The organism is Pandoraea nosoerga, assembly GCF_902459585.1.
GTDB classification, from domain to species: domain Bacteria; phylum Pseudomonadota; class Gammaproteobacteria; order Burkholderiales; family Burkholderiaceae; genus Pandoraea; species Pandoraea nosoerga.
In genome coordinates, this window is the sequence record NZ_CABPSC010000016.1 from 34,179 (window position 1) to 56,862 (window position 22,684).

Consider the following 22,684-nt stretch of genomic DNA (forward strand, 5'->3'; position numbering starts at 1 on the left):
CAATAACTCAATTAGTTCAATTAGTTTTCGAAACCACCTCATACCTTGCTCCTTTTTCTGAACAAGGTATGAAACCAGCAGAAAAAGTCAAGCCTTTGCTTTTTTCTTTTCCTCTTCTGCCTGCTTGGCTGCTTTCTTGCGCAGCTTTATGGCCTTCTCGTTTACCAAGCCGCCCAAGATATGCTCATTCTTGAACTTGAATTGGAACTTGGAAAAATCAAAACCCCAATCCATTTTCTCCAAGACGGAGCGAATATTCTGCAAAGAATACTCCGCCCCGTAGACTGTTTGAGTCACGTCCTGTTCCTGACTGTGCCCCAAAATCCATTTCCGCAATGGCAGATCGAGGCCCATGTCCACCATTGCCGCACCAAAATTTTTCCGCAGGCTATGGAAAGATTTTTGGGGTTCGTCCACCTTAATCAACTTCTGCTTGTATTGGGTCCAGTTATAAGAAACATTCTTGGCATACCCATTGGAAGCAGTCTTGATCAGGTAAGGAAATAGCAAAGAGGTTTCCCCATACTTCCCTTTAACCAGTTCGTAGTATTCCAAAAAATTGGTTTGAAGTAGTTGGGCAGGCATGGGAATTTTTCGGACAGAGGAAGGCGTTTTGACTTCCTTATCGTCGCCGTCGTCATTGACGTCGATGAGCCAGATTCCATTCTCCTGATAAACGTCGTTGATATAGAGTTGCGTGATTTCGTCCTCACGGAGGCCCATAGTCAGACCCACCAATGGAGCAAAGAAGAGATCGGGCTTCTTGAAACGGCGTTTATATTCCTCAAATTCTTCAACGAACAGCCGTTGAATTTCGTCCTTTGAGTAGGGAATCCACGAATTGGTGTGTTTGGCTCGTTCCGATTTTTTGACCAAGTGCATATTCGCAAATGGATTTTCATACGGATATTTGCCAGCCCCAATGGCAAAATCAAAATAGCCCTTCAATGTTTTGGTGTAATTGTCTACCGTCAGGGGGCTATCTTGTTCCTTGATTACCAGTTCACGGTAATCACTGGCTTGGGGCTTGTGGATCTCGTCAATGTAAATGACTCCACGGCCCTGATAGTAGTGAATGAATTTTTGAATGCGAGGAAAATAACCGTCTTGGGTGGACTGGGAAAAAGTCTTGACCTTGGCTACCTTGTACGAGTCAAACAGGTCCGTAAGGCGATACCGAACCCCTGCATGTGGGGTAGTAGCCTCCGCAGGCTTGGAGACGATTAGCGGCTCTTTAAACCGTCCAATTCGCTCAATGGCGTCCTCATAGGCAACTCGTTCTGCCTCAACTTCCATGTTGAAGTCGATTTTGACGCCATTGGGTAGGCTGACAGTGAGCTCCCTTGGGTCAACCAGTTCAAGCTTCTTTTTCGTATCCATGACCCATTTCTCAAAAGCCAGAGCAACTTGTAACGAGCGTAAGTATGCCTGCTTTCGGTCTTTGGTCCGAAGGCTTTGAACGAGCTTGGGGGAACTAACATGAGGGTGGAGTACAGCAGGAACGAACAGGCGAAGGTAGAACGTGCCGTGTCGGTTTTGGTAGGTGTTTTGCAGCATGGCGAACCCCAAGGTTGGGGTTGCGGCACCTAGGAAGTGCTACACCAACTGCTACACCACAAAGCAAAACCCCTTTGTAACCTATTGATTACAAAGGGGAAAATGTCTTTGGGGTGGCTGATGGGACTCGAACCCAAACTATAGGGGATTACAGGGGAATTGCGGGGACTTTTGCCTTTGATTTTGCAGGGTTTTGCGTGTTCCTCTGCCCCGGCATCCCCCGCATTTGTCCCAAGATTTGTCCCAAGCTACGGCGTGGCGCCAGGCTTCCCCGCAGGCGGATGCGCCCCGGTGTCGCTGGGCACCGTCACGCTGCCGGGCGACACGGCGAACTGGCGCACCTCGGCATTGGCGCGCTGGGTTTCCCCGGTGGTGCCGAACCAGAACGCGAGGGTCTGCTTCAACTCGTTGAACCAGTAACCGATGACCGTCCCTACCGTCAGGCTGGCGGTGGCGTCGCGCAGCAGGCCGTCCGCCAGGCCCGAGAACACGAAATAGACGATGCCCAGGGCGCCCACCAGCAGCACGGCGGTGATCGTCGGCCGTACCTTGTCGTTGGGCTGCTGCGCGGCCAGCTTGCGGGCGCTGTCGCGGTCGGATGCCTCGGCAGCATACTGCGCCGCGGCGGCTTGCAGGCGGTTCTGTTCGGCCGTCACCGCGAGTTGTTGTAGTTGCACGCGCGAATTGGTTTCCAGTTCCTTGAGTTTGATGGCCGCCTGCGGGTCGGCCAGCAGCGCCGTGGACACGGCGTCCGGCGTCGAGTCGGTGCCCAAGGCTGTAGCCACCAGGCCGCCTACGGCGGCGCCGGCCGGGCCGCCCAAGATACCGCCCAGGATAGGGGCGGCTTTGCCGACAACGCCGGCCAGGTCTTTCCAGTCCATTTAGATGTCCTCCGCAGCGTATTTCAGGTTTCCGGCGACGCGCCGCGCCCAGCCCTTGCCGAACGTCGGCCAGGTGGGCAGGTTGGTGTAGAACATCATGCGAGCCGAGTTGAACAGCAGGGCCAGCATGGTGGGGTTCATCCCGGCCGCGGCATTGAGTGTCAGGGGGCCGATCTGTCCGTCCTGCGCGGTGCCCACGGCAGCTTGCAGCCACTTGGCCGCCTGGCCGGTGCCGTGGTTCACCGCAGCGTCGAACACCTGGAAGGCCACGGCCGGCGGCAGCATGTCGCCGCGAACCGGCGTCCAGTAACGCGCGCGGTAGATTGCCTTGGCCGTGTCGCGCGGCATGTCGCGCATCGGCCCGGTGTAACCGTTAGCTCGCGCTACGGCGGCGGTCACGCCCCACATAGTCTCGCCGCCGGGGTCGGCCGGGTTGTTGGAATAACCGCCCTCATGGCCGATGAGGCGGTCGAAAGCGGTGTCGAAGTCCATGTCAGTGGCCCCCAAGTTTCGAGGTGATGCCCGCCCACACCGCCGCGCCCAGGGCGACGGCCACCAGGCCGACAAGCGCGAGGAAGCCGTGGTCGGCGGCCTTGCGCATCCGGCGACCGAAGCGCAAGTCCTCGCGGAATTCTTCGACCTGTTCCGGCACGTCCACATCCACGCCCAAGATGGCAAACACCTTCTTGACGGCGCGGTCGGCGGCCTCCTGGCAGGCCGGGGTATCGCAGTGCTGGTCGGACATGGCGCCCCCTTATTCGCCGCCCAGCAGTTCGGCCTTGGTAAAGCCGAACCGCTCGATGGTGCTCAAGTCCTCCACGTCCTGCCACACGGGGTCGAGGGTCGGCCCTTCGTAGTCGGGCGTGCCGTACCCATCGGGGTAGGTCTGCGCGTCCTGTTTGCGCGTGATGCTGCCGCGCAGGTAGTCGAGAAATTCGCCGTGGGCCGGCGTGCCGGCGAGGGCGTCCAAGTCCTCGCGGGTGTTAATGACAGGCGATGCCATATTGTTCCTCCATCCAGGTGAAAAGGTTGTGGGTGTCGGCCCATTGCGCATGACCCGACCACGAGGCGAGAAACCGCTGCAGAGATTCATCCTCGCCGTGCTTGATGAAATTGGCGACCTTGCGCTTCGCCCGCTTGACCGAGGACTTGCGCAGCAGCTTGTGGGTGGGCCATATCCGATAACCCAAGAAGTTGATGCCCCGCGATACGGGCGCCACCTGCCAGTGGCTGATCTTGAGGCCCAGGCGCTCGCTGGCGAAGTCGCGCAGGCGATAGAACACGGCGCGCAATTCCTCGGGGTCGTCGCCCAGCACCACGATGTCGTCCATGTAGCGCGCCCAATGACGCTGCTTCAATTCATCGTGCAGCAGCCGGTCAACCGCGCCGCCGTACACGTTGGCGAACAGTTGCGAGGTGAGGCTACCGATAGGGATGCCGACGCCCTCGTCGGGTAGCACCACGCGCAGCAGGCGGCGCGTGGCCGCGCAATGAATCTTCTTGTCGATCATCGCGTACAGTGCCGCGCGGTCGATGCTGGGGAAGAACTTGGAAAAATCCGACTTCAAGAAGTGCGTGGCGCGCGTGCGCCGCAATTCGGCCTGCACGTGGCAGACGCCCGCGTGCGTACCCTTGTCAGGGCGGCAGGCATAGGTGTACGGAAGCAAGCCGGCCTCGAAGATCGGCGCCACGATGTTGCAAATAGCGTGCTGCGCCAGCCTGTCCTTGAAGTCGAGCGCAGAGATAAGGCGCGGTTTCGGCTCATAGACCAAGAACTCACGGTAGGCGCCGCGCTCGTAAGTGCCATCCTTGAGTTCTGCCTGCAAGGCCAGCAAGTTGGCGTAGTCGTACTCCTTGAATTCCAAGTAGCCCCACGTCCGGCGTTTGCCGTGCGAGGTCTTGTGGTACGCATCGAGCAGATTTTCCCAGGTGGTGATCTGGTTGATGAGGTTGCGGTGTCGTTTTCCCATAGAAGAAGTCGGCCTCGTCTTTCCATTTTCAGTAATCGACGTTTTGCCGAACCGTGTACGTGACCCGGCGCGTCGCTGAAATTTATGCGGCGCGGTTGGCGGAACTGCGCGGTGTGCGGCTGTATGTCTATAAGTGTCCGCACTGCAAGAAGTGGCACCACACCAAGAAGCAGCCACGGGACAACCCTATCGACGACTTCGAGGTGGTGGCATGACCTACCGCGAGAAAGACATCGCCTACGAAAATGGCCGCGTGTGGGTGCTCAAGAAATCAGATAGCTACACGGTTTTCGTGTCTGGCGTGACGCATTCCACCAGCGACAGCGCCTACGAATTGAGCGATGCCGGATTCAGCATCGCAAAGGCACGGGCCGACTATCTGGCGCGCCGCATGAATCCAGCGCGGGGGTTGGTATGACGGTCCGCGACAATATGCTGCGTGTTGAAAATGCCCGCGTGCGTGTGCAAGAACACTGTATGTGCGCGAGATTCCACGAGGATAGAACGCACTATTTCGTCGAGTACCCACCGGGGTTTCGATTCGGTGGTTGCCGCGTGTCGAAAGGCATGGGCGCGGCTCGGGCGCTTGACGTGCTGCTGACCAGGATGGAGCAGCACTGGAAGGACGAGCAGCTATGACCCGCCGCGCCTTCATCCCCCGCGAGTACCAGCAGCCTGTCATCGACCACGTGCTCGACGTGCCGCGCGACGCGGTGTGGGCCGGTATGGGCATGGGCAAGACGGTTTCCGCGCTCACCGCGCTGGACATCCTAGAACTGGTCGAACCCGGCCCCTCGCTGGTGCTGGCGCCGCTGCGCGTGGCCGCGAGCACATGGCCCGACGAATCGACGAAGTGGGCGCACCTGCGCAACATCGAGGTGTCGGCAGTGGTCGGCACGCCCGAGCAGCGCCGGGCCGCGCTAAAGCGCCCGGCCAACGTGTTCACCACGAACTACGATAACCTGCCGTGGTTGATCGAACACCTGGGCGACCGCTGGCCTTTCCGTAAGGTAGTAGCCGACGAATCGACGAAGCTAAAGTCGTTCCGGTTGCAGCAGGGCGGCAAGCGCGCGCACGCGCTGGGCCGTGTCGCACATGCCAAGGTTGACCGCTTCATCGAACTGACCGGCACGCCCAGCCCGAACGGGTTGCAGGACTTGTGGGGGCAGGCGTGGTTCCTGGACAAGGGCGAGCGCCTAGGCCGCAGCTTCGGCGCCTTCAAGTCGCGGTGGTTCCAGTCCATTCAGGTGGGCAGTGACCGCCACGCCGTGCGCCTCGAACCGTTGCCGTTTGCCCAGCAACAGATCGAGGACAGGCTGCGCGATCTGTGCCTGTCGCTGGACGCCCGCGACTATTTCGACATCAGCGAACCCATCGTCAACGTGGTGCGCGTCGAACTGCCGGCCAAGGCCCGGCGTCTGTACCGCGACATGGAGCGCGAAGCGTTTCTCGCGCTGGACTGCGGCACCGAGATAGAAGCATTCAACGCCGCCAGCAAAACCATCAAGTGCCTGCAACTCGCCAATGGCGCGATCTATACCGACGACACGGCGACCTCCTGGGCCGATGTCCACGATGTCAAGCTACAGGCCCTTGAATCCATCGTCGCCGAGGCGGCCGGTATGCCGGTGCTGGTGGCGTACCACTTCAAGTCCGACCTCGCGCGCCTACAGCGTGCCTTCCCCCAGGGCCGCGCGCTCGACCAGAACCCGCAGACGATCCGCGACTGGAACGCAGGAAAAATCCCGCTGCTGTTCGCCCACCCGGCCAGCGCCGGCCACGGGCTGAACCTGCAAGACGGCGGCAACATCCTGGCTTTCTTCGGCCACTGGTGGGACTTGGAACAGTACCAGCAAATCATCGAACGTATCGGCCCGACGCGCCAGGCGCAGGCCGGCCATGACCGCCCGGTGTTCATCTACCACATTGTCGCCACCGACACGATGGACGAATTGGTCATGGCTCGCCGCGAGTCCAAGCGCGAGGTGCAAGACCTGCTACTGGAAGCCATGAAAAGGAGAAGAACGTGACCACGCAAACCAACGCACTCGACCATCAGGAAGGCGGCGGCCACTACAAGGATATGCCCATCCAGCCGGTCGAATTCATCCACAAGAACGGCATCGGCTATTTCGAGGGCAACGTCATCAAGTACGTGAGCCGGTGGCGGAAGAAGAACGGCGTCGAGGACTTGAAAAAAGCCCGCCACTATATCGACCTGCTGATCGAACTTGAAGGGGGCGGCCATGAGTGAAACCGTTGTGCGCGTGGCCGCGGCGCCCTATGTCACCATCCCTTTGGCGGCCGTCATAACAGGGCTGACAGAAAAAGCCATCAGACGCAAGATCGAGGAAGGGAAGTGGGTCGAGGGCCGGGAATACCGGCGCTCGCCGGACGGCGGAATTTTTATATCACTCAAGGGGTATCAGCAATGGGTCGAAAAGGCGACGGCGTAGAAATTCACGGCAGCGCGATACGGCTGTCCTTCACCATCGACGGCGAGCGCAAACGGCCGCTGCTCATGATCGACGGCAAGCCTTTGCCGCCTACCGCCGCCAACATGAAGTACGCGCGCCGGGTCGCACAGGAAATCCGCGAGCGAATACGCCACGGCACGTTCAGCATGGCCGAGTATTTCCCGGCCAGTGGCGCGGGCAGCGGGCTGACGGTGAAGGGCTGGCTCGACACGTGGCTCGACACGCAGAGCGTGGAGAATTCGACCAAGGCAGGCTACGAAAGCGCGGTCAACTTCTGGAACAACGCGGCGGCCCTCGTCGATAGGGAAACGAAAGCCATACAGGCCACGGTCGGCTCGCTGTCTCTGCGCGCGCTCAAGCCCAGCCACCTGCTGACGGCGATTGCGCAGCGGCCCGATCTGACCGGCAAGACGGTGAACAACTACGTGTCGGTCATCCGCCAGGCGCTCGACTTGGCCGTGGCCGACAAGATCATCAAGGAAAACCCAGCCAGCGAGGTACCGCGGCAGAAACACCAAAAGCCCCCGCCTGACCCGTTCACCCGCGCCGAGGCTGAGGCCATCATCGCCGACATGGCGAAGCACTACCCCGAGCAGGTCTATAACATGGTCGAGGCGTGGTTTTTCAGCGGCCCGCGCACGTCCGAGGTATTCGGCCAGCGATGGCCCAACGTGGACTTGTTCAGCGCGAAACTGGCGATTGTCGAAGCGGTGGTGCGCGGCGAGCAGAAGGACAGCACTAAGACCAACGTGGCCCGCGACGTGCTGCTCAACAGTCGCGCGCTGGCCGCGCTCAATCGGCAGGCCAAGCACACCCGGATGGTCGGCGAGCACGTGTGGCACGACCCCCGGTACGGCACGCCCTGGACGGAAGAGCGCGCCTTCCGGCGCAGCTACTGGACGCCGTGCCTCAAGCGCCTGGGGATTCGCTACCGCCGGCCCTACAACATGCGGCATACCTACGCCACCATGATGCTGATGGCGGGGATGACGCCGGCATTCTGCGCGCGGCAGCTTGGGCACTCGATTGAAATGTTTCTGCGCACCTACGCGAAGTGGTTGGACGGCGCGCAGAACGATCTGGAAATGGCTCGCTTCGAGGCAACCCTAGGCGCGGATTTGCCCCAAATTCGTCCCAAAGCAAAAGGCTCAAGCACGTAAGTACTTGAGCCTTAAGGAAATTCTTTGGGGTGACCGATGGGACTCGAACCCACGACGACTGGAATCACAATCCAGGACTCTACCAACTGAGCTACGGCCACCGCCGTGATCAGCAACGTGACTTGCTTGCTGAACAGAAGCAAGATTATAGCGACGTTTTTATCGCGTTGCCAAGCACTTTTTTCACGTCTTCAAAATATTTCTCGGCTCAGGTGCGCGTTCGACGCGCGGCACGTCCTTCTCGCGCGGGGAACGCTCGCCGCGCCTCGTGCACTCATGCCGCCGTCAGCGACGTCGCCTCCGTCAGACCTTCGACCTCACGCGCCGACAACGCGCCCGCACGCAACTGCGCGCGCGCCTCGTCGAACGCGCCTACCCCCGCCTTCAACCGCTTCGGGTCAGACAACACGCGACGCCAGCCGCGCGCGCCCGGCACGCCCCGATACAGGCCGAGCGCATGACGCGTGATCGCACCCAGATATTGGCCCTTCTCCACCTGCGCCGCCGCGTATTCGATGAGCGCATCCTCGATGGCTTCGCGCGACTTCACCGGCGACGTGTCGCCATAGAAACGGGCATCGACCTGCGCCAGCACGTAGGGGTTGTGGTATGCCTCCCGACCGAGCATCACGCCATCGACATGCCGCAAGTGCGCCTCGACTTCGTCGAGCGTCTTCACGCCGCCGTTGATCAGAATCTCCAGTTGCGGGAAGGCCTGCTTCAACCGATACGCATAGTCGTACTTGAGCGGCGGGATCTCGCGGTTCTCCTTCGGGCTCAAGCCCTTGAGGATGGCATTGCGCGCGTGCACGATGAACGTGGTACACCCGGCCTGCGCGATCTTGCCCACGAAGTCTTCCACGAACGAGAACGACTCCACGTCGTCGATACCGATCCGATGCTTCACCGTCACTGGCACCTGCACCACGTCGCGCATTGCCTTCACGCAGTCGGCCACCAACTCCGGCTCGGCCATCAGGCACGCACCGAATGCGCCGCGCTGCACCCGCTCGGAGGGGCAGCCGCAGTTCAGGTTGATCTCGTCATAACCCCACTGCTCGCCGAGCTTTGCCGCGCGCGCCAGGTCCTGCGGTTCGCTGCCGCCCAACTGCAACGCCACGGGATGCTCCACGGCGTCGAAATCGAGATGGCGCGCCACGTCGCCGTGCAGCAGCGCTCCCGTCGTCACCATCTCGGTATAGAGCCACGTATGGCGCGAGATCTGACGATGGAAAACGCGGCAGTGCGAATCCGTCCAATCCATCATCGGCGCCACGCTCACGCGGCGGGCAGGCAGGTTCATGCAAATTCCTCAGCAACAGCAAACGCCGCCCCGCGCCGGCAAGACGACGTCTCTTGATAAACGAAACACGAAGTATACGTCATGCGCCCGCCGTACCGCCCCGGCGCGGCGAGTACGGCGAGTACGGCGAGTACGGCGAGTACGGCGAGTACGGTGAGTACGGCGGGTATGGCGGGTACGGCGATCGGACGACCAAGCGCGCACGAAGCGGCACGGGGCCCCATGCGGCGAGCGCGTGGATTCTTCGCACGACACGTTCACGCGCCAGGAGTACACTTTCGCCTTTCCCCAAACGACAAGCTGACGAACAACGCAGCGCAAGGAGAGGCCGCATGGCACCGAAGGATCTGTTACAGGCACTCGTCGTCGTACTCGCCTGGGGCGTGAACTTCGTCGTGATCAAGGTCGGCCTGCATGGCGTGCCGCCCATGCTGCTCGGCGCGCTGCGTTTCCTGCTGGCTGCCTTTCCGGCCGTCTTCTTCGTCAGGCGTCCGCAAGTGCCCTGGAAATGGCTGATCGCCTACGGCGCCACGATTTCCTTCGGACAATTCGCTCTGTTGTTTACCGCGATGTACGTGGGCATGCCCGCCGGCCTCGCTTCGCTCGTGCTGCAGGCACAAGCATTCTTCACGCTCGGGCTTGCCGTGCTCTGCCTCGGCGAGCGCTTTCGCGCGCAGAACGTCGCCGGCTTGCTGATCGCCGCAGCGGGCCTTGCGGTCATCGGTGCCCAGGGCGGCGGCGCCATGACGCTGCTCGGCTTCGTGCTCACACTGTGCGCATCGCTGAGCTGGGCAACCGGCAACATCGTCACCAAGAAAATCGGCAACGTCGATCTGGTCGGCCTCGTGGTGTGGGCGAGCCTGGTTCCGCCCATCCCCTTCGCCCTGCTGTCCTACGGGTTCGAAGGACCGCAGCAGATTGCGGATTCGCTCGCGCACATCTCGGCGGCCTCGGTGTTTGCGATCGCGTACCTCGCCTTCGTCGCCACGCTCGTCGGCTACTCGCTCTGGGGGAGCCTGATGACGCGCTATCCGGCCAGTCAGGTCGCACCGTTCTCGCTGCTCGTACCGATCATCGGCCTCGCTTCGGCCGCGCTGCTGCTCGACGAAAAGCTCACGGCGCCCCAGATCGCGGGCGCCGTGCTTGTCATGTCCGGCCTCGCCGTGAACGTCTTCGGCGCCAGAATCAAGCAGCGTCTGATGCCGTCTTCACGCTAGCGAGCTGCATATGCAGGAGCGGGGACGGCCTCCCCTGCCCGTCGAGTTCGGAACCACCCGCAGCGCGACATCGCCCAAAATGCCTGACATGGCAGTGTCTGACCAGGCATCGTCATACGATTGGCGTTCGGACAACATCGGCACATGGCGACGCCAGAACGCAAAAAGCCTGATTTCGCGCGGAAATCAGGCTTTCGAATTTGGTTGCGGGGACAGGATTTGAACCTGTGACCTTCGGGTTATGAGCCCGACGAGCTGCCAGACTGCTCCACCCCGCGTCTGAAGAATGAGATTATATGACAATTGCCATCGCAGTGCAACAAATAAGGCAGAATATCGCCGCTGCGTCCGCCGAAGGCTGCGGCACGCTCGGCGCGCTGCTCCGCAACACGGGTTATCCCGCGACGTCGGCCGCCGCGCCGCACAGCGTGCGCCGCCGATGATACACTCGCAGCAACCATGAACCGACGTCCTCCCATCCAATTCTGCTCCGCCTGCGGCCATCCGGTCGAGCTGCGCATTCCGCCCGGCGACAACCGCGAGCGGCATGTCTGCACCCATTGCGGCACCATCCACTATCAGAACCCGCGCAACGTGCTCGGCACGGTGCCCGTGTGGGGCGATCAGGTGCTGCTGTGCAAGCGCGCGATCGAGCCGCGCCTGGGGTACTGGACGCTGCCGGCGGGCTTCATGGAAATCGGGGAGACGACGGCGCAGGCCGCCGCGCGAGAGACGCTCGAAGAAGCCGGCGCCGTCGTGGAAGTCGGCGCCCTGTTCTCGCTGCTCAACGTCCCGCACGTCAATCAGGTCCATATCTTCTATCTGGCACAAATGCGCGAGCCGCAATTTGCCGCCGGCGAGGAAAGCCTGGAGGTCGCCCTGTTCTCGGAAGACGACATTCCCTGGGAGGACATCGCCTTCCCGACCGTGGCCAAGACACTGCGCTTTTTCTTCGAGGATCGCCGCGCCGGCGCTTTCGGCGTGCATCTGGAACCGGTCGCCGACGACACCGCGCTGCCGGGTGCACCGGTGCCGGGCCTGCCGGTCAACACCGCGCACACCGAAGACATCCTCACGCCGATGCTGCGTGTCTGAGCGCGCCGCCACTCCATTGCGCACAGGTCCGGCCGCCGTCCACCGATTCGCTCGCTCCGCAGGTTAACGTCGTCATGGTCGTCTGGCTCGAAGCAAACGATCCCTTCCCTCCGGTCGACGAGGCGCTCGATGCGTCGAGCGACGCCCCGGGCCTGCTCGCCGCGGGGCTCGATCTCTCGCCGCAACGCCTGCTCGCCGCCTACCGCCGCGGCATCTTCCCGTGGTATTCGCAGGGCCAGCCAGTGCTCTGGTGGAGTCCCGACCCGCGCATGGTGCTGCGCCCCGAGAACTTCGTCGTCAGCCACAACTTTCGCAAGCTGCTGCGCCGCGTGCTGCGCGAGGACGCCTGGGAAGTCCGTCTCGATGACGACTTCGCGGCCGTCATGCGCGCGTGCGCCGAAGCACCGCGACGCGGTCAGGACGGCACCTGGATCACCCCGGCCATCATGAGCGCTTACCGCGCGCTGCACGACGCCGGCCTCGCGCACAGCGTGGAGACGTTCTACGAAGGCGAGCGCGTCGGCGGCCTGTACGGCGTGTCGCTCGGCCGCATGTTCTACGGCGAATCGATGTTCGCCAGACGCAACGACGCCTCGAAGATCGCCCTCGCGGCGCTCGTCGCGTTTGCACGCACATACGCAATAGAGGTGATAGACTGCCAGCAAAGCACTGCCCATCTGGCGTCGCTCGGCGGCGGCGAAATTCCCCGCCACGCGTTTGTCGCACACGTGCAGACGGCGGTCATGGCACCGGCACCGGTCTGGCGTCTGGACAAACAGATTCTGGGCGCACTGGCCTACGGTAACGCAGCAGACAAGGCTCACGAGGTTTCGCAGTGACCCATCCGAACGAACTGCCGCTCTCCCCGCTGTCCGCCCTTCAGTTCTACGCAACAGCGCCCTACCCCTGCAGCTATCTCGACAATCACACGGCGCGCTCGCAGGTCGCCACGCCCAGCCACCTGATCAACTCCGACGTCTACAGCGAGCTGGTTCGCGCCGGCTTTCGCCGTAGCGGCGTTTTCACCTACCGGCCGTATTGCGACGGCTGCCGCGCCTGCGTCCCCGTGCGCGTGCCGGTCGCGCGCTTCGCTGCCAACCGCACCCAGCGACGCATCTGGCGACGCCACGCCACGCTCGCGGTCAACGTCTCCGGCCTGCACTACACGGAAGAGCACTACCAGTTGTACATGCGCTACCAGTCGCGCCGCCATGCCGGCGGCGGCATGGACCATGACAGTCGCGAGCAATACGAGCAGTTCCTGCTGCAAAGCCGCGTGAACTCGCGTCTGGTCGAATTCCGCGAGCCGCCCGGCCACCAGGGTGCGGGCACGCTGCGCATGATCAGCATGGTCGACATCCTGAGCGACGGGCTGTCGTCGGTGTATACATTCTTCGATCCGGACGTCGAAGGCGCGTCCTACGGCACGTACAACATTCTCTGGCAGATCGAACAGGCGCGCGCCCTCGGGCTGCCGCACGTCTACCTCGGCTACTGGATTCAGGCGAGCCGCAAGATGGTCTACAAGGCGAACTTCCGCCCGCTGCAAGGGCTGGTCGACGGCCAGTGGCAGGACATGCCCGAACACCTGCTCGACGCGGCCGGCGGCTGACCGCGTCCGCGCCGGGCGGGGCCGCCAAGCACCATCAGTGCCATGGGTGCCATCAGTGCCGCAGTGCGCACCGCGTTCATAGCACGCCTGAAGTTATGGGGAAAAGAAGTACGCAGAGCGTAGAAAAAGATGCGCTCTGCGACCCGTATCCCGGTAAAATGGCGACTTTCCGATTCCGCCGAACCTGACATCGTGCTTGCGCCTCTCTATCCTTTGGCCCGTCGCGCCCTGTTCTGTCTCGACGCCGAACAGGCTCACCATCTGACGTTGGCCACGCTACGCGGCGCCGCCTCGCTCGGCTTGGCCGGACTCGCCGGCCAGACGCTCCCCGAAGATCCGCGCACGGTCATGGGCATTCGTTTTCCGAACCCGGTCGGCCTGGCCGCCGGCCTGGACAAGGACGGCAGTTGCATCGACGGCCTCGCCGCCCTCGGCTTCGGCTTCGTCGAAGTGGGCACCGTCACGCCGCGGCCCCAGCCGGGCAACCCGAAGCCGCGCATCTTCCGTCTGCCGCAGGCCGAAGCGATCATCAACCGCATGGGCTTCAACAACGGCGGCGTGGAGCAATTCCTTCAGAACGTGCAGTCGGCCCGCTATAAGGGACCGCTCGGCCTGAACATCGGCAAGAACGCCGACACTCCGATCGAGCGCGCCGTCGACGATTACCTCATCTGCCTCGAGAAGGTATATCCATACGCAACATACGTGACGGTGAACATCTCGTCGCCCAACACGAAGAACCTGCGCCAACTCCAGGGCGGCGACGAACTCGACGCGCTGCTCGGCAAGCTCAAGGACAAGCAACGTGCGCTGTCCGATCGCCACGGCAAATATGTGCCGATCGCACTGAAGATCGCCCCGGATCTCGACGACGAACAGATCAAGGTCATCGCGGGCACGCTCACACGCCACGGCTTCGACGGCGTCATCGCCACCAACACGACGCTCTCTCGCGAGGCGGTGGCGGGGCTGCCCTATGCGAACGAGACGGGCGGTCTGTCGGGGCGTCCGGTGTTCGAGGCGTCCAATCGCGTGATCCGCGCGCTTGCCGCCGAACTGGGCGGGGCGCTGCCGATCATCGGGGTGGGCGGCATCCTGAGCGGCGCGCAAGCCCAGGCCAAGCTCGACGCCGGCGCCAGTCTGGTACAGGTCTACAGCGGCCTGATTTACCGCGGACCCGAGCTGGTGCGAGAATGCGTGCAAGCGTTGCGCACGGCCTGAGCGCCGCACGTCACGCGCCCCTCATTCCCCAGGGAGACACCCTCACCATGAAACACTGGCTCAAGACGTTGTGCCTCGTCCCGCTGGCTGCCGCCGCGCTCGTGACCACCTCGCCGGCGCGCGCCGCCGACCTGCTGAGCACGGTCAAGTCCGCGGGCGTGCTCAAGATCGGCATCGAAGGCACCTATCCCCCGTTCAACTATCGCGGCGCCGACGGCCAGCTCGACGGCTTCGACGTCGACGTGGCCAAGGCGGTCGCCGAACGTCTGGGCGTGAAGCCCGTGTTCGTGACCACCGAGTGGAGCGGCATCATCGGCGGGCTGGTGGCCGGCAAGTTCGACGTCATCGTCAATCAGGTGGCGATCACCGACGAGCGCAGGAAGTCGGTGGACTTCAGCCAGCCCTACGTCTACTCGGCGGCCCAGCTCATTCAGCGCAAGGACGACACGCGCGAGTTCAAATCGCTCGAAGACCTCAAGGGCAAGAAGCTCGGCGTGAGTCTCGGCAGCAACTACAACACGCTCGCCAAGTCGGTGCCGGGCATCGACGTGCGCACGTATCCCGGTGCGCCGGAGTATCTGCGCGACCTGGCCGCGCAACGGATCGATGCCGCGCTCAACGATCGCCTGATGCTGGCCTACCTCATCAAGACGTCGAATCTGCCGCTGCGCCCGGGCGCGGTACTCCAAGGCGCCAACGAATCGGTCGGCATCCCGTTCCGCAAGGGCAACCCCGAATTCGCCAAGGCCATCGACGACGCCCTCACGAAGATGAAGCAGGACGGCTCGCTCGCCAGGCTCTCGCAGAAGTGGTTCGGCGAAGACACGTCGAAGCCTGCCCGCTAATCGAGTCGACACGACCCGGCACGGCTCGGCCGATCCGGCAACGCAACGCTATCCCTCCAGGCCCGACGGCCGGCACCAGGCGCACGACGCGGGTGCCGGCCGTCGCGTTTGCGGCATCTCGCAAACGGGACATTAACGGGAGATTGCACAAGCTGCCGGCGCGTCCGCTTCACCGCGAATGACGTACGATGACGGCTGCGCCGGCGCCGGCTGACGAGACGCACGACGTCAGGCCGTCAGGCGTGGTCGCCGCCCCTTGCCTCATCGCCAAACACTGACAGTCCTCATGAATCCAATCGAACTCGCCGCCCAATCCATGCCGGTGCTTCTGCAAGGCACCGTGCTCACGATCAAGTTTGCCTTGATGTCGATGGTATTCGGCCTGGCGATCGGCATCGTCGTGGCGATCATGGGCATCGGCAAGATCCGCGTGCTGCGCGCCGTGGCCCGCGCCTATGTGAGCGTCATGCGCGGCACGCCGCTGCTCGTGCAGATTTTCGTGGTGTATTACGGCTTGCCCGGCATCGGCATCTCGCTCGAGCCGACGCCCGCCGGCGTGCTCACGTTGAGCCTGAACGTCGGCGCGTATCTGTCCGAGAGCATGCGCGGCGCGCTCGAGGGCATGCCGCGCGGCCAATGGCTCGCCTCGTACAGTCTCGGGCTGTCGTACTGGCAAACGCTGCGCTACGTCATCGCGCCGCAAGCGTTGCGCATTGCCGTGCCGAGCCTTGGCAACAGTCTCATCAGCCTGATCAAGGACACGTCGCTCGTGTCGGTAATCACCGTCACCGAACTGCTGCGCTCGGCGCAGGAAGTCATTGCTTCGACGTATCAGCCGCTGCCGCTTTATCTCGCGTGCGCAGCCATCTACTGGGTGCTCTCCACGGGCCTGTCCGCGCTGCAGCGGCGCATCGAGAAACGCCTCGCGCTGCCGGCAAGAAGTTGAGCGCCGGCGCGGCGCCGCCATGAAAAAAGCCGGCTCCGCGTCACGGGCCGGCTTCTGCCGATACAACGCCGGAACACCGGAACGCCGGAACGCCGGCAATACGCGCGCGCCCAGGACGAGCGCCCATCGCGATCCCGACGCTCAGCGCGGCGCGCGACGCTCGCGATACATGGCGCGGAACGTCTTGCCGCTCGGGGCCGGCATCTCGCGCGTGTCGGTCCAACCGCCGCCGAAAGGCAGCTTCGAGATACTGCCTCGCTCGCGCCCCATCCACTTGAGCACGCGCGTGCCAAGCCCGGAGAGCGCCGAGTAGAGACGCGGGCGCCGCGCCGCAAACGCCCACGCCGCCAGGGCCGCCCGCTCCTGCCACGGGCGCAGCCCGCGGTCGACCTGACGCTCGCGCAGCTTGCGCAGCAGGTCCGAAATCGGGATACCCACCGGGCAGACGCGGTTGCATTCGCCGCACATCGTGGCCGCCTGGGGCAGATCGAGCGTCTTTTCCAGCCCGACGTAGCTCGGCGTGAGCACCGAGCCCATCGGCCCCGGATATACCCAGCCATACGCGTGGCCACCGATCTTCTGATACACCGGGCAGTGATTCATGCACGCGCCGCAGCGAATGCAGCGCAGCATCTCCTGGAACGCGCCGCCGATCAGGCCGGTGCGCCCGCCGTCGACCAGCACGAAATACATGTGGTCGGGGCCGTCCACCTCGCCCTCGGCACGCGTGCCGGTGAGCAGCGAGAAGTAGTTCGACGTGCCCTGCCCGGTCGCCGAGCGCGGCAGCAAGCGCATGGCCGTCGCGAGATCCTCCAGCGTGGGCAGCACCTTCTCGATGCCCGTCACCGCCACGTGTACGCGCGGCATGATCGTACACATGCCTTCGTTGCCCTCGTTGGTCACCACCGCCACCGAACCGGTCTCGGCCACGAGGAAGTTACCGCCTGTCACGCCCATGTCGGCCGACAGAAACTGCGGGCGCAGCATCTCGCGCGCCTCGCGCGTCATGGCGGGAATCTCGTCGAGACGCGGCTTTTGGTGCACGCGCGCAAACAGGTCGGCGACCTCGTCCTTGTCCTTGTGCACGACCGGCGCAATGATGTGCGAGGGCGGCTCGTTATCGTTGATCTGCAGGATGTACTCGCCCAGATCCGTCTCGACCGACTGCACGCCCATGTCGGCGAGCACCTTGTTGAGCTGCAGCTCCTCGGTGACCATCGACTTCGACTTGATGACTTTCTTGACGTCGTGCTTGCGTGCGATCTCCGCGATCAGGCGTGCGGCGTCCTGCGTCGACTCCGCGAACAGTACTGTCGCGCCGCGACGCGTGGCCTCGCGCTCGAAGATCTCCAGCCAGACGTCGAGGGTCTCGAGGCCGCGATTGCGCCGCGCCTTGAGCGCCTCGCGCGTCGCCTCGAAATCGATCTCGTCCATGGCGAGCGCGCGTGCGGTCACGAACTTGGTCGAGAGCTTCTTGAGGTTGGCCTGCAGGCGCTGGTCGGCAAGCTTCTGCCCGGCGCGCGCCTTGAATTGCATCGATTGAACTTGCATCGCGACTCACGTGAGGTGATGGCGCCCGGCGCGCGCCGCAGCAGGCGGCGTGGCGCGCACGGACGTGTTGAGCGGGAAGATGGCCGCGAGATCAGGCATCGCCGGCGAGCACCTGCGCGATATGCAGCACGCGCGTTTTCGTGTCGCCGGTGCGGCGCAGACGCCCTTCGATGTTGAGCATGCAGCCCAGGTCGCCCAGCACGACGGCAGGCGCACCGCTCGCGCCGATATTGGCGCATTTCTCGTCGACGATGGCCGTCGAGATGTCGCCGTACTTGAGCGAGAAAGTGCCGCCGAAGCCGCAGCACGCCTGGCAGTCCTTCATCTCGGTCAGCTTCACGCCGGGCATCTTCGCGAGCAGCGCTCGCGGCTGCGACTTGACGCCAAGCTCGCGCAGGCCTGAGCATGAATCGTGGTACGTCACCTCGCCGTTGTAGTCACCCGGCACCGCCTGCACGTGCAGCACGTTGACGAGGAAGTCGGTGAGTTCGTACACGCGCGGACGCAAACGCTCGTAGCGGCCCATGAGTTCGGGATCGTCGGCGAAGAGGTCGCCATAGTGCGCCTTGACCATGCCGCCGCACGAACCCGACGGCACGACGACATAGTCGAACGATTCGAATTCATCGAGAAATTTCTGGGCGAGATCGCGGGCAATGGCCCGTTCGCCGGAGTTGTAACCCGGCTGCCCGCAACAGGTTTGTGAATCGGGAATCACAACCTCACAGCCGGCCGTCTCCAGCAGCTTGAGCGTCGAGAAACCGATCTCCGGACGCATCAGGTCGATCAGACACGTGACAAAGAGTCCGACGCGCATTGGGGAAATCCTCTTTTCGGGAATAATGGGCCATTATAAGTCGCTGGGCCGTACTGGCCCAGCGTGGATTCCCGGAGCGCGTGGACGATCCGTTACGGCAGCAGCGTTCCCCTGCGGGGATGCCGGTAAGTCTCCAACGATTCGGCCCGCTCCATGGGTGCGCGGCGCGCCTGTTCGGGGACGCCGGCGGCGGCCGCCTCCGCCCCGGCCTCCTGCTTGGCCTCTTGCTTGCCTGCTTGGCCCCCCGCCTTGACCTCGGCCCCGCTCTCGGCCGCCGCCCCTGCCTCGGCATCGGCCCGTGCCCCGCGCGAGCTTGGCCGCGCCCACGTGCGCGAGGTGGCCTCGAGCGACAGCAGGTTCAGCACGCGCTTCAGGTCGACCGCCATGTCGTCGGTCTTCTCCTCCAGGTTCGACATGCGCGCCGACATACGCGCATCGAGCGCACTCACCGAGTCCGCCGTCGCCTGCACCTGGGCCTGGAGCGCGTGCACCAGTTCCAGCGTTTTCTCGCCCTGACTGCGGCTCTCCCGAGCCAGCCTCAGGGCCTCCTGCCCCTGCTGCCAGGCCAGCGACTGCTGCTCGGCCTGCTCCCATGTGGCAATGCTGTGGATGTTCGAGTACATGCTGTGCTCCTCGCTGTTGATGAACTCCTTGGTGTGATTCAGAAGGTCCTCTACGGCCTTCCACCCCTTTTCTCGGTCGAATCCCCGGATACTTCCCAGGCTTACGCACCGAATCAGCACGGTGACGGCAAAACCCACGATCGCCACCGCCGCCGACGCTACCAGCAACGCAACGGCAGCCACCACCGCGGCGACTGCATAAACGCCGCCGGTGATCGCCTCGCGCGTGCCATGGCGCTTCTTGTCCGGCCGGACGCTCTCGAACGCCCGATCGATCGTTCGCCGCATCTGCTCGAGCAAAGGCGCCGTCTCGTCGCGCAGCGTCATGCATCGGCGCTTGGCCCGATCGAGCGTCTGCCATCTTCCTTCCGGACTCACATACGGTTCGTCGCGCGATAACGCGCGGGCGCCCTTGAGCACCGTCTCATAGCGCGCCAGCATCTCGCGTTCGTACTCCAGCGCTTCGCCGAATGCCGTCAGTACTTTCAGGAATCGGCGCGCGGAGGGCGTAAGCAACTCGGCGCATTGCTCGTCCAGTTGATCGCCGACCATCGAACAGAAGACGCCGGGCCGGCCGGGCGTCGCAAGACAGCGCCAAAACGGGTCGCGAAGGCCGCCGCGCCAGTAGCCGGCAGTCGCCTTGTCGAACGACTTTTCGAATCTCGCCGTGAGCCTTTCGATGGAGTACGTGCTCAGATTCAGCGCCTTGCACGTGTTCCGAAGGTGCTTGAGCTGTGCGGCGATCTCGGCCCGCTTCTCCGCGATGGAAGCGCCCTTCTCATAGACCCCTGCCGGCGCGACCCACGGATTCATGTCCATCGGCCAATCCGGGTAGCCCAGGTATCCCATGTATTCGTTGTGCATCCGTCCATCTCCTTTTTGATGCCGGGCGCCCCGCGCACGCCGACGGGGCCCGACACCGTTACGGAAAAGAGGGTCATGCTAACGACGCGATCGACGGCGCACTTTGGATTCCTGTCACGGCATCGACGCAACCCGTCACGCAGGGGCAGGAGGTCGGCGATGGGGACACGCAGCATGCGGCAACCGGGCGTCGCAACTGCGTTTTTCGCAGGATTCTTCTACGCCAAGCCCTGCGAATTTTTCACAATATGATATAGAATCATCCCTATACGAAACTCGGCCCTACCTCATGAAAGACGAAAGCAGTCAAGGCGCGGAGTCGCGCACGTCCATTCAGGTAATCGAGCGCATGATGCGTCTGCTCGATGCCCTCGCCGCGCATGCCGATCCGGTCAGCCTCAAGGATCTGGCGCAAGCTACCGAACTTCACCCGTCCACTGCCCACCGCATCCTGAACGACATGGTGGCGTGCCGCTTCGTCGACCGTTGCGATCCCGGCACGTATCGGCTGGGCATGCGCCTGCTAGAGCTCGGCAACCTCGTCAAGGCGCGTCTGTCGGTGCGCGACGCGGCGCTCACCCCCATGCGCGGGCTGCACCGCATCACCGGTCAGACAGTCAATCTGTCGGTACGCCAGGGCGACGAAATCGTGTATATCGAGCGCGCCTACAGCGAGCGCTCGGGCATGCAGGTCGTGCGCGCCATCGGCGGCCACGCACCGTTGCATCTGACATCCGTCGGCAAGCTGTTCCTCGCCGCGGACGAGGCGGCACGCGTGCGGGCATACGCCACGCGCACCGGGCTGTCCGGTCATACGCGCAACAGCATCACCGATTTGCAAAAGCTCGAGCGCGAGCTGAGCCATGTGCGCAAGTCGGGCTACGCGCGCGACAACGAGGAACTGGAGTTGGGTGTGCGTTGCATCGCTGCGGGGATCTACGACGACAGCGGCAAGCTCGTGGCGGGATTGTCGTTGTCGGCACCGGCGGACCGTCTGCAGGACGCATGGCTTGCGAACCTGAACGAGACGGCGCTGCAGATTTCGGCGTCGCTCGGCTTCCAGCCGCCGAATCCCGACGCGGGCGGCGCAACGCCTCAGGCCGCGACCACCGAGTAAGCCAGCGCCAGCGATAGCGATACGCGGCGCGCAGAACCGCACAAAACGAAAGGCGCTCCCTCGGGAGCGCCTTTGCTTTTACTGCGCGCGCGGTGTACGCGGTGCCTGTCGGCGCCCGGGACGATGAGTCCGATTACTACAGCGCGTGCTCGCTGTTGGTGGCCACCTGCGCGGTGGGCGCCGTGCCGGCCGTGCGTTGCGGCGTCGCACCGCCGCCTTCGAGCAACCACTTGCGAACGCGCGTGGCGTCGGCGAAGCGCGAATACTTGCCGGTCGAATCCAGCAGAATCATGATCACCGGGCGGCCGTCGACGTTGGCCTGCATCACCAGACACTGCCCGGCTTCGTTGATGTAGCCCGTCTTCTGCAGACCGATTTCCCAGCCCGGGTGACCGATCAGGTGATTCGTGCTCACATAATGCAGTTCCCGGCGTCCCGTGTTGACGTCGTAATTGCTGTCCGTCGAGAAACGACGAATCAGCGGGTATTGATAAGCCGCCTTGACCATCTTCACGAGGTCACGCGCGCTCGACACGTTCTGGCTCGACAGGCCCGTCGGGTCGTTGAAGTGCGTGTCGTTCATGCCGAGCAGCTTGGCCTTGCGGTTCATCGCCGCGACGAACGCCGGACGGCCGCCCGGGAAGTAGCGCGAAAGCGCGGCAGCCGCGCGATTCTCCGACGACATCAGCGCGATGTGCAGCATGTCCTCGCGCGACAGACGCGAGCCCACCGACAGGCGCGAACCCGTGCCCTTCTCGTAATCGCGATCCTCGTCGGTGACTTCCATCATGTCCGTCATCGGAATGCCGGCATCGAGGGCGACCATGGCGGTCATCAACTTCGAGATCGAGGCGATCGGCAGCACCGCTTGCGAGTTCTTGTCGAACAGTGACTCGCCGGTGCGCTCGTCCACCACATAGGCCACCGACGAGCGCAGCGCGAGCGCGTCCGGCGTTTCATGCAGACCGAACGCGCGGCCGGTCGACAGACGCTCCGGCGCCTGCGGCGCGAAATTGACGGTGCGATACGACGTCACGACACGGCGCTTGCCGTTCTTGTAGACGACGCGTTTGACGGCAACGCGCTTGGCGGCAGGTCCATCGTCGTCGACGGCGGCAAGCTTGCGGACCTTGGTACCGGCCTTCGCGCCGCGCGTCTCGCGAGACGCCGTGGTCGCGACGGCGCGTTTGGCGCCCGCCTTCGACGCGGAAGCGGATTGGGTGTTGGCGCACGCGCGCTTCTGGGCTGCCGTCTTGGCCGTCTTCGGCGAGCATTCGCTCGCTTTACCGGCAGCGTGGACGATGGCCGGGGTGCCGGCGGCGAGCGAAATCGCCACGACGGCAGCACCCCAGAGGCGGGAGCGGCACAGACGCGCAAGGGCGGTGATCGCGTACATAGATTGGGGGTAGCGTAAGGTTGGCGGGCAAC

General features: G+C 63.5%; 26 protein-coding genes and 2 tRNA genes. 15 read left to right on the forward strand and 13 right to left on the reverse strand.

All coding sequences use genetic code 11. The annotated features are described in order from the left end of the window. Positions 1-87 precede the first annotated feature (87 nt). From PNO31109_RS18395 to PNO31109_RS18420, 6 genes are all read right to left on the reverse strand, one after another. Complete coding sequence (locus PNO31109_RS18395; protein WP_150556909.1) at positions 88-1,557, reverse strand: site-specific integrase; 1,470 nt, start codon at positions 1,555-1,557, stop codon at positions 88-90. 248 nt (positions 1,558-1,805) lie between these two features. After that, the gene (locus PNO31109_RS18400; protein ID WP_015973916.1) at positions 1,806-2,438 is read right to left on the reverse strand and encodes a hypothetical protein; all 633 of its coding nucleotides are present in this window, start codon (positions 2,436-2,438) and stop codon (positions 1,806-1,808) included. Next, a complete protein-coding gene (locus PNO31109_RS18405; RefSeq protein WP_015973917.1) occupies positions 2,439-2,930 on the reverse strand; it encodes a glycoside hydrolase family 108 protein in 492 nt (163 codons plus the stop codon). It lies immediately after the preceding gene. Position 2,931: 1 nt separating this feature from the next. Then, the gene (locus tag PNO31109_RS18410) at positions 2,932-3,183 is read right to left on the reverse strand and encodes a hypothetical protein (RefSeq protein ID WP_015973918.1); all 252 of its coding nucleotides are present in this window, start codon (positions 3,181-3,183) and stop codon (positions 2,932-2,934) included. A 9-nt stretch (positions 3,184-3,192) separates the two neighbouring features. Further along, a complete protein-coding gene (locus tag PNO31109_RS18415) occupies positions 3,193-3,441 on the reverse strand; it encodes a hypothetical protein (RefSeq protein ID WP_150556910.1) in 249 nt (82 codons plus the stop codon). Continuing rightward, the gene (locus tag PNO31109_RS18420) at positions 3,422-4,408 is read right to left on the reverse strand and encodes an RNA-directed DNA polymerase (RefSeq protein ID WP_150556911.1); all 987 of its coding nucleotides are present in this window, start codon (positions 4,406-4,408) and stop codon (positions 3,422-3,424) included. The genes PNO31109_RS18415 and PNO31109_RS18420 overlap by 20 nt, the downstream gene beginning before the upstream one ends. A gap of 211 nt (positions 4,409-4,619) precedes the next feature. Here PNO31109_RS18420 and PNO31109_RS18425 point away from each other — a divergent pair, with 211 nt between their 5' ends. Genes PNO31109_RS18425 through PNO31109_RS18450 form a run of 6 tightly spaced genes read left to right on the forward strand, consistent with a single transcriptional unit; the run spans position 4,620 to position 8,045 of the window. After that, positions 4,620-4,826: a hypothetical protein gene (locus PNO31109_RS18425; protein ID WP_150556912.1), complete on the forward strand. Its 207-nt coding sequence runs from the start codon at positions 4,620-4,622 to the stop codon at positions 4,824-4,826. A gap of 14 nt (positions 4,827-4,840) precedes the next feature. Beyond that, positions 4,841-5,047 carry a hypothetical protein gene (locus PNO31109_RS18430; protein WP_232829762.1) on the forward strand — a complete coding sequence of 69 codons (207 nt, stop codon included), beginning with the start codon at positions 4,841-4,843 and terminating at the stop codon, positions 5,045-5,047. Next, positions 5,044-6,438: an SNF2-related protein gene (locus PNO31109_RS18435; RefSeq protein ID WP_150556913.1), complete on the forward strand. Its 1,395-nt coding sequence runs from the start codon at positions 5,044-5,046 to the stop codon at positions 6,436-6,438. Before PNO31109_RS18430 ends, PNO31109_RS18435 begins: the two co-directional genes overlap by 4 nt. Beyond that, positions 6,435-6,662, forward strand: coding sequence for a DUF3310 domain-containing protein (locus PNO31109_RS18440; RefSeq protein ID WP_015973961.1), 228 nt, complete (start codon positions 6,435-6,437; stop codon positions 6,660-6,662). The genes PNO31109_RS18435 and PNO31109_RS18440 overlap by 4 nt, the downstream gene beginning before the upstream one ends. Next, a complete protein-coding gene (xisR, locus tag PNO31109_RS18445; RefSeq protein WP_015973962.1) occupies positions 6,655-6,864 on the forward strand; it encodes an excisionase family protein in 210 nt (69 codons plus the stop codon). Before PNO31109_RS18440 ends, xisR begins: the two co-directional genes overlap by 8 nt. Beyond that, on the forward strand, positions 6,840-8,045 hold the full coding sequence (locus tag PNO31109_RS18450) for a site-specific integrase (protein ID WP_015973963.1): 1,206 nt from the start codon (positions 6,840-6,842) through the stop codon (positions 8,043-8,045). The genes xisR and PNO31109_RS18450 overlap by 25 nt, the downstream gene beginning before the upstream one ends. A 25-nt stretch (positions 8,046-8,070) precedes the next feature. Here the strand turns inward: PNO31109_RS18450 and PNO31109_RS18455 are convergent. Beyond that, a tRNA-His gene (locus PNO31109_RS18455) sits at positions 8,071-8,146 on the reverse strand. Positions 8,147-8,319: 173 nt separating this feature from the next. Beyond that, on the reverse strand, positions 8,320-9,348 hold the full coding sequence (gene dusA, locus PNO31109_RS18460) for a tRNA dihydrouridine(20/20a) synthase DusA (RefSeq protein ID WP_150556914.1): 1,029 nt from the start codon (positions 9,346-9,348) through the stop codon (positions 8,320-8,322). Positions 9,349-9,680: 332 nt separating this feature from the next. Between dusA and PNO31109_RS18470 the strand changes: the two genes are divergently transcribed. Beyond that, on the forward strand, positions 9,681-10,565 hold the full coding sequence (locus PNO31109_RS18470) for an EamA family transporter (protein WP_150556916.1): 885 nt from the start codon (positions 9,681-9,683) through the stop codon (positions 10,563-10,565). A 201-nt stretch (positions 10,566-10,766) separates the two neighbouring features. On the opposite strand, the gene PNO31109_RS18475 is transcribed toward PNO31109_RS18470, so the two are convergent. After that, a tRNA-Met gene (locus tag PNO31109_RS18475) sits at positions 10,767-10,843 on the reverse strand. Positions 10,844-10,861: 18 nt separating this feature from the next. On the opposite strand from PNO31109_RS18475, the gene PNO31109_RS22005 reads away from it, so the two are divergent. From PNO31109_RS22005 to PNO31109_RS18505, 7 genes are all read left to right on the forward strand, one after another. After that, a complete protein-coding gene (locus PNO31109_RS22005; protein ID WP_174966460.1) occupies positions 10,862-11,008 on the forward strand; it encodes a hypothetical protein in 147 nt (48 codons plus the stop codon). A gap of 34 nt (positions 11,009-11,042) precedes the next feature. Beyond that, positions 11,043-11,660: an NUDIX hydrolase gene (locus PNO31109_RS18480; protein ID WP_174966467.1), complete on the forward strand. Its 618-nt coding sequence runs from the start codon at positions 11,043-11,045 to the stop codon at positions 11,658-11,660. Positions 11,661-11,734: 74 nt separating this feature from the next. Next, complete coding sequence (gene aat, locus PNO31109_RS18485; RefSeq protein ID WP_150556918.1) at positions 11,735-12,499, forward strand: leucyl/phenylalanyl-tRNA--protein transferase; 765 nt, start codon at positions 11,735-11,737, stop codon at positions 12,497-12,499. Further along, positions 12,496-13,272, forward strand: coding sequence for an arginyltransferase (locus tag PNO31109_RS18490; RefSeq protein WP_150556919.1), 777 nt, complete (start codon positions 12,496-12,498; stop codon positions 13,270-13,272). The genes aat and PNO31109_RS18490 overlap by 4 nt, the downstream gene beginning before the upstream one ends. Positions 13,273-13,464: 192 nt before the next feature. Continuing rightward, the gene (locus PNO31109_RS18495) at positions 13,465-14,493 is read left to right on the forward strand and encodes a quinone-dependent dihydroorotate dehydrogenase (RefSeq protein ID WP_150556920.1); all 1,029 of its coding nucleotides are present in this window, start codon (positions 13,465-13,467) and stop codon (positions 14,491-14,493) included. Positions 14,494-14,540: 47 nt separating this feature from the next. Continuing rightward, a complete protein-coding gene (locus PNO31109_RS18500) occupies positions 14,541-15,338 on the forward strand; it encodes a cystine ABC transporter substrate-binding protein (RefSeq protein ID WP_244958204.1) in 798 nt (265 codons plus the stop codon). A gap of 286 nt (positions 15,339-15,624) precedes the next feature. Beyond that, a complete protein-coding gene (locus PNO31109_RS18505; protein WP_150556922.1) occupies positions 15,625-16,284 on the forward strand; it encodes an amino acid ABC transporter permease in 660 nt (219 codons plus the stop codon). A gap of 141 nt (positions 16,285-16,425) precedes the next feature. On the opposite strand, the gene PNO31109_RS18510 is transcribed toward PNO31109_RS18505, so the two are convergent. The 3 genes from PNO31109_RS18510 to PNO31109_RS18520 all read right to left on the reverse strand — a co-directional run bounded on the left by PNO31109_RS18510 (position 16,426) and on the right by PNO31109_RS18520 (position 20,139). After that, the gene (locus tag PNO31109_RS18510; protein WP_150556923.1) at positions 16,426-17,835 is read right to left on the reverse strand and encodes a lactate utilization protein B; all 1,410 of its coding nucleotides are present in this window, start codon (positions 17,833-17,835) and stop codon (positions 16,426-16,428) included. Between the two features lie 91 nt (positions 17,836-17,926). After that, complete coding sequence (locus PNO31109_RS18515) at positions 17,927-18,652, reverse strand: (Fe-S)-binding protein (protein ID WP_150556924.1); 726 nt, start codon at positions 18,650-18,652, stop codon at positions 17,927-17,929. 92 nt (positions 18,653-18,744) lie between these two features. Then, entirely contained in the window at positions 18,745-20,139 is a 1,395-nt protein-coding gene (locus PNO31109_RS18520; RefSeq protein ID WP_150556925.1) for a hypothetical protein, read from the reverse strand. A 289-nt stretch (positions 20,140-20,428) separates the two neighbouring features. Between PNO31109_RS18520 and PNO31109_RS18525 the strand changes: the two genes are divergently transcribed. Continuing rightward, on the forward strand, positions 20,429-21,256 hold the full coding sequence (locus PNO31109_RS18525; RefSeq protein WP_150556926.1) for an IclR family transcriptional regulator: 828 nt from the start codon (positions 20,429-20,431) through the stop codon (positions 21,254-21,256). Positions 21,257-21,392: 136 nt separating this feature from the next. On the opposite strand, the gene pbpG is transcribed toward PNO31109_RS18525, so the two are convergent. After that, positions 21,393-22,652: a D-alanyl-D-alanine endopeptidase gene (gene pbpG, locus PNO31109_RS18530; protein ID WP_150556927.1), complete on the reverse strand. Its 1,260-nt coding sequence runs from the start codon at positions 22,650-22,652 to the stop codon at positions 21,393-21,395. Positions 22,653-22,684: the final 32 nt, after the last annotated feature.